The following is a 5,902-nucleotide window of genomic DNA, read 5'->3' as shown; positions in this document are numbered from 1 at the left end:
CCTGGAGTCGACGGCCGGGCTGCTGCGCGATCTCGCCGTGACCGGGGGCCGCGGTCTGCGGGCGGCCCGCGAGCACCGCGTGGCCGCCGTCGAGGCGGCCGAGGAGCTGGGCGACCCGGAGCTGACCGCCCGGGTGATCGGCGCCTTCGACGTCCCGGCCATCTGGACCCGCTCCGACGACCCCGGGCAGGCGGCGCGGATCGTGGCGGCGGCCGGGCGCACACTGGCCGCCCTGTCCCCCCAGCGTGAGGCCCCCGACCACGAGGCCCCCGACCACGAGGCATACGGTCACGCGGCGGCCCGCGCCCGGCTGCTGGCGACGATCGCGCTGGAGTCGCGCGGCGCCCGCTCCGGCCCCGGGCCGCGGGCGGCGGCGCGGCAGGCCGAGGAGATCGCCCGCCGCCTGAACGACCCCGCGTCGCTGGCGTTCGCGCTGAGCGGCGTGTTCATGCAGACCTTCCAAAGCACGGGCCTGGCCGCCCGCCGCGACGGGATCGGCGCCGAACTGGTGGACCTGTCCGCCCGGCACGGCCTGGTCACCTTCGAGGTGCTCGGGCACCTCATCCGGATGCAGGCCCGGTCGGCCCTCGCGGACTTCCCGGCCGCCGACGCGCACGCCGCCGCCGCCGAGAGCCTGGCCGTACGGCACGAGCGGCCCCTGGTGGGGGTGTTCACCGGGTGGTACCGGGCGCTGCGCCTGGACGCGACCGGGCGGGCGCCGGTGGAGGAGGTCGAGGCCGCCTACCGGGAGGCCGCCACGCGGCTGGACGGCGCCGGCATGCCCGGCATGGAGCGCGGCCTGCTGCCGCTCGCGCTGCTGTGCCTGCGCCTGCGGCACGCGCAGCCCGCACCGGACGGCGAACATGCCGATTGGGGGCCGTACGCGCCATGGACCCGGCCTCTGGTGCTGCTGGCGCGCGGCCGCCGGACGGAGGCCGCGGCGGCGCTGCGCGCACTTCCCGAACCGCCGCCCGATCTGCTGACGGAGGCCCTGTGGTGCCTGACCGCCCGGGCGGCCCTCACGCTCGGCGACCGCACGACGATGGAACGCGCGTACGCCGCGCTGCTGCCCGCGGCGGGTGAACTGGCCGGGGCGGGCAGTGGCGTGCTGACGCTCGGCCCGGTGGCGGCGCAGCTGGACGACCTCACCGCCGCCCTCGGTTCCGGGACGAGCGGGGACGCTTGCCTCAGCGGCGGCGGCGGAGCGGCCGGCGCGCGGGCGCCCGGCCCGCCGCCGCGGTCGGACGGGCCGCAGGGCCCGACCAGTGCGACGGCCGGATGAGGCCCGGGGGCAGCTTGGTGGCCTCGTCCCCCTTGGCCGCGTTCAGCTGGACCTGGGTGAGGAAGACACTCCCGGTGAGGTCGGCTCCGCCGAGATCGGCGCCGCGCAGGTCCGCCCCGATGAGGTCCGCCCAGCGCAGGTCGGCGCCGCGCAGGTCCGCCCCGATGAGGTAGGCGCCCCTCAGGTTGGCTCCGCGCAGGTCGGCCTTCCTCAGCCGGGCGCCGATGAGATCGGCTCCCCTGCGGTCGGGAGCGCGGCCCCCGGCCGACGCCCGCACCAGCTCGCTCGTCCGCAGCAGCAGCACGTTGACCTTCTCGCGGTGGGCGGCGACGTCCACGCCCAGCAGGTCGTCGGGGGTGCCCGTCGTCAGGCGCTCGGTCTCCTCGAACGCGCCGCGCAGCTCGGCGTGGATCGGGCGGGCCGCCGGCAGGGACAGCGCCTCGTCGAGGTACCACAACAGCTCGTGCAGGTGCCGCATGACCGGGAAGACCTCGAACATCCGGGCCGCGGTCCGTGGTTCGTCCCGCCAGCTGCGCCCGAAGGTGATCTGCGAGACCTTCTGCCCGGCGCCGAAGCAGTCGTAGACGGTGCAGCCGGGGAAGCCGCTGTCGCGCAGCCGGGCGTGGATGCCGCAGCGGAAGTCGTCCCGCAGGTTGGGGCACGGCCTCCCGGCGTCCTTGGTGATCGCGAAGTCGGCCGAGGCGGCGAAGGGCAGCGCGACGCAGCACAGCCCGAAGCAGTTCGCGCAGTCGGCCCGCAGGCCGGGCCGCCTGCCGCCGGGGCCCGCCGGGGCGTCCGTGCCGGTGCCTGCGGGGTCGTGCGTGTCGGGCAACGTGCCTGATCTCCTCGTGTTTCGCGGGCGATCGGCCGCTCGCCGGCCCTGCGCCCAGCTAGAAACGTATCCCACCCGCCGAGCGCCGGACGCCGGACCGCCGTCACCGGTTCAGGCGCTCCCGGAGGCGGTCAGGCGGCCGACCATCCGGACCAGCCCGGCCCGCCGCTCCGTCAGGCTGTCTCCCCGGACACCCGCCATGATCATCCGTACGACCTGGGGAGCGGTGAACCACCAGGTCGCCAGCGCGTACACCGCGTAGACCAGGTGCGCGGGCTCGACCTCGCCGGTGAGGAGCCCGTCGTCGCGCGCGGCGGCGAAGGCGGCGACCTTGCCCGCGTAGTGGGCGGCCCGCTCGTCTTGCGCGGCCACCTCGGCCCGGCCGTCCTCCAGTCCCTCCCAGGCGAGCAGGCGCAGGAAGTGCGGGTGGGCGCAGTGGTAGTCGAACACCCGCCCGGCGTACTCGCCCAGGTCGGCCATCTGCTCGCCGGTGAGGGGGACCGCGGCGGCCACCTTGGCCAGCTCGGCCTCCAGGACGGCGGTGAACAGCTGCCGCTTGCCGCCGAAGTACTGGTAGATGCGTTCCTTGTTCACCCCCGCGCGGGCGGCGACGCGGTCCACCCGCGCGCCCTGCGGGCCGTGCTCGGCGAACTCCTCGACCGCCGCCTCCAGCAGCAGCCGTCTGGTCCTGGCGGTGTCCCATGCCATGACCGGCAGCCTACACAATTCCAACCGTCCAGTTGGTTTTGTGGCGGGCGCCTGCCATACTCCAACCGATCAGTTGGAGATTTTCGCCGGCCGGCCGCGCTCCACGCCACCACGACAGATCGGAAAAGGGCATGACCGCCACATCCCGGACCACCCACGAGGTCGTCGACGCCTTCTTCGCCCGCTTCGCCGCCGGCGACCTGCCCGGCCTGCTCGACCTGTTCGCCGACCGGGTGGACTTCCTCGTCCCCGGTGACCCGAAGGTGCCCTGGACCGGGGCCCGCTCCGGCAAGGACGAGATCGCCGAGTTCTTCACGGTGCTCGCCACCGAACTCGCCCCCGAGGAGTTCACGATCGACACCACCCTCGTCGACGGCGCGCACGCGGTGACGACCGGCCGCAGCCGCTTCGGCGTGCTGTCGACCGGCAGGTCGTTCCTGAACGAGTTCGCCCTGCACTTCACCGTCGCCGACGGCAGGATCACCGGCTATCGCATGCACGAGGACAGCCACGCGATCAGCGAGGCGTACGCCGCCTGATCCGGCGCTCCCCGTCCGGCGGCCGGTCCCCGGCGCGGCCGGCCGCCGGACGGAGCACTGCGGACGACCCGAACCGGCTGGACGATTTCGTCCAGTTTATGGTGGTATGTCGGATATTATCGGGGCTTATCTCCAGCGGGGCCGCGTGCCCGAAGGTGGGGTTGTCGCATGGCCGATCGAGGGCCGAGGAAGGATCCCCCGCGGCTCACCGCACGTGGCGCGGCCACTCGCGACCGCATCGTCGCCACCACCTCCGACCTCATGTTCAGGCAAGGGGTCGCGGCGACGACCCTCGATCAGGTGGTGGACGCCTGCGGCATCAGCAAGTCGCAGCTCTATCACTACTTCCCGGACAAGGAAGCCCTGATCGCCGAGGTGATCGCGATACGGGAGCATCGCATGGTCTCCTCGCAGAAGCCGCAGCTCGACCAGGTGCGCTCGATGCGGGATCTCGAACGATGGCGCGACTGGCTGGTGACGAGCCGCCGGGAGCGCGGCGAGCCCTACAGGTGCCCCATCGGCTCACTGGCCAACGAGCTCGCCTGCCGGCACGACGACGCCCGCCGCTCCCTGGCGGCCGTCTTCGACACCTGGCAGGGCCTGCTCGCCGACGGCCTGGCCCGGATGCGGGAAAGCGGTGAGCTCGACCCCGGCGCCGATCCCCGGGAACTCGCCGTCGCGGTCATCGCCGCCCTGCAGGGTGGTTACCTGCTCGCCGAGACCATGCGGGACGAACGGCCCCTGGCGGTCGCCCTCGACATGGCGCTGGACCACGTGAAAGCCCACGTCAGGATCCCTGTCGCCAATTTGACACAACCGGACAACTAACCCCAAAGTGGACGAAATCGTCCAGTCCTTCGTGGTACCGACCGTCCACGGGTGCGGCAGGAGAGTGGTGAGGCCGATGCCGTTCCTGCGCTCGATCCAGAAGCGCTACACGACAGCCGTGGCGGTGCTGTTCCTGCTGTTCGCGGCCCTGGGCGGCGTGAGCCTCGACCTGGCGATCCGCTACGGCGTCGAAGACCGGGTGTTGTTCGACGCCGAGCAGGTCGCCGCCCTGTGGAGCGCGCAGGTGCGCAACGGCACGCTGCCCACCGCATCCGTCTCGGGCCCCGTCTCGGGTTCCGTCGACCTGGTCCAGCTGGTGGACGCGCGGGGCAGGGTCGTGGACGCCAGTCCCGCCGCGACCGGACGACCGCCTCTGAGCACTTTCAGGCCCGGGCCGGGCAACCGGCTCCAGCGGCGCGTCGAGTGCGGGCCGGGCGAACGGTGCGTCCTGCTCATGGCCGACCGGGTGTCGACGGCCCCCGACGCCCCCGTCGTCTACGCGGGCACGTCCGAGCCGCCCCTCCTGGCGACACACCGCCTCGAATACCTCATCGCGGCGGCCGCGCTCCTCGTCGTCCTGCTCGGCGGCCTGCTGACATGGTGGATCACGGGCCGGACGCTGCGCCCGGTGGAGCAGCAGTTCCGGCTCGCCTCCATCACCTCCCACGAGCTCAGGACGCCGATCGCCGGGCTGCGGGTGCAGCTGGAGGAAGCGCTGCTCTACCCCGACGACGTCGCCCCCCGCGACGCCATCCGGGGGGCGCTGTCGGCCACCGGCCGCCTGGAGGCGATCGTGCAGGATGTGCTGGCCGTGGCCGGGCTGCGGGCCGGCCGGCCCGCGCCGCACGAGCCGATCGACCTCGGCGCGCTGGTGACCGAGGAGGTGGAGGCACATCCCGGCCGTACGCCCGTGCAGGTCCACATGACCGGGGACGTGTGGGTGCACGGCTCACGGGTGCAACTGGTCCGGGTGGTCAGCAATCTGCTGAGCAACGCCCGCAGGCACGCGGCCACCGGCGTCACGGTCCGGGTCGGGTCCGCCGACGGCCAGGCGGTCGTGGCGGTTACCGACGACGGGAACGGCATCGCACCCGCCGACCGCGAGCGGGTCTTCGACCGGTTCACCCGGCTGGACGAGGGGCGGCGCAGGGACGCCGGCGGCACCGGGCTGGGTCTTGCGATCTCCCGCGACATCGCCCGGGCCCATCGAGGCACCCTGCGCGTCGAGGACTCCCCCCGCGGCGCGCGGTTCGTCCTGCGGCTGCCGCTCATGCGCCGGAACGCGATCGGCGGCGCCCCGTCCGCATCGGAGCCCCGAGAAAAATCTTGAAAGAAATCCGGGAGAGGTGTCGATCCGGGCTCGTCCCGTTCGAGGAGTGGGTGAAGGGCCGGTGAGGGACCGGCCCCCGCCCGGAGGGACGACCACCCATGACCACCGCCACCGCTCACGCCGTCACCCCGTCCCGCGCCTGCGACCGCCGCAACGCCGTCACCCGCAGCCTGCTGGGGTACGGCGTGATCGCCGGCCCGATCTACGTCGGTGTGTCGCTCACCGAGGCCCTCACCCGGGACGGATTCGACCTGACCCGGCACGCCTGGAGCCTGCTCGCCAACGGCGACCTCGGCTGGATCCACATCACGAACCTCGTCCTGGCCGGGGCGATGACCATCGCCTTCGCCGCGGGCCTGCGCCGGGCCGCCGGACGCGGCTGG

General features: G+C 73.7%; 6 protein-coding genes and 1 pseudogene. 5 read left to right on the top strand and 2 right to left on the bottom strand.

Annotated features, from left to right (window positions below; all coding sequences use genetic code 11):
* Positions 1 to 1,282 (top strand): annotated as a pseudogene (locus AB0J39_RS37670) (hypothetical protein); the annotation flags it as partial.
* Here AB0J39_RS37670 and AB0J39_RS37665 read toward each other — a convergent pair.
* Positions 1,188 to 2,042, bottom strand: a complete 855-nt coding sequence (locus tag AB0J39_RS37665; protein ID WP_363473714.1) for a pentapeptide repeat-containing protein — start codon at positions 2,040 to 2,042, stop codon at positions 1,188 to 1,190. The pseudogene AB0J39_RS37670 and the gene AB0J39_RS37665 overlap by 95 nt on opposite strands.
* A gap of 183 nt (positions 2,043 to 2,225) precedes the next feature.
* Positions 2,226 to 2,822: a TetR family transcriptional regulator gene (locus AB0J39_RS37660; protein ID WP_363473712.1), complete on the bottom strand. Its 597-nt coding sequence runs from the start codon at positions 2,820 to 2,822 to the stop codon at positions 2,226 to 2,228.
* A 131-nt stretch (positions 2,823 to 2,953) separates the two neighbouring features.
* Between AB0J39_RS37660 and AB0J39_RS37655 the strand changes: the two genes are divergently transcribed.
* From AB0J39_RS37655 to AB0J39_RS37640, 4 genes are all read left to right on the top strand, one after another.
* On the top strand, positions 2,954 to 3,361 hold the full coding sequence (locus AB0J39_RS37655) for a nuclear transport factor 2 family protein (protein WP_363473711.1): 408 nt from the start codon (positions 2,954 to 2,956) through the stop codon (positions 3,359 to 3,361).
* Positions 3,362 to 3,529: 168 nt separating this feature from the next.
* Positions 3,530 to 4,189 (top strand): TetR/AcrR family transcriptional regulator, encoded by a 660-nt coding sequence (locus AB0J39_RS37650; RefSeq protein ID WP_363473709.1) that lies wholly within the window; start codon positions 3,530 to 3,532, stop codon positions 4,187 to 4,189.
* Between the two features lie 76 nt (positions 4,190 to 4,265).
* Positions 4,266 to 5,519 carry a HAMP domain-containing sensor histidine kinase gene (locus AB0J39_RS37645; protein WP_363473708.1) on the top strand — a complete coding sequence of 418 codons (1,254 nt, stop codon included), beginning with the start codon at positions 4,266 to 4,268 and terminating at the stop codon, positions 5,517 to 5,519.
* 98 nt (positions 5,520 to 5,617) lie between these two features.
* Positions 5,618 to 5,902 (top strand): DUF998 domain-containing protein (locus tag AB0J39_RS37640; RefSeq protein WP_363473705.1); only part of this gene is annotated, 285 nt, incomplete at its 3' end.

Origin of the sequence: Microbispora sp. NPDC049633, from assembly GCF_040675265.1 — a bacterium.
GTDB lineage: Bacteria > Actinomycetota > Actinomycetes > Streptosporangiales > Streptosporangiaceae > Microbispora > Microbispora maris.
This window is presented reverse-complemented; position numbering and strand designations above follow the sequence as displayed.

Bases quoted from the DNA above. Each gene is read 5' to 3' on its own strand.
- AB0J39_RS37650 (WP_363473709.1), top strand. From the start codon at position 3,530: ATGGCCGATCGAGGGCCGAGGAAGGATCCCCCGCGGCTCACCGCACGT.
- AB0J39_RS37655 (WP_363473711.1), top strand. From the start codon at position 2,954: ATGACCGCCACATCCCGGACCACCCACGAGGTCGTCGACGCCTTCTTC.
- AB0J39_RS37645 (WP_363473708.1), top strand. From the start codon at position 4,266: ATGCCGTTCCTGCGCTCGATCCAGAAGCGCTACACGACAGCCGTGGCG.
- AB0J39_RS37660 (WP_363473712.1), bottom strand. From the start codon at position 2,822: ATGGCATGGGACACCGCCAGGACCAGACGGCTGCTGCTGGAGGCGGCG.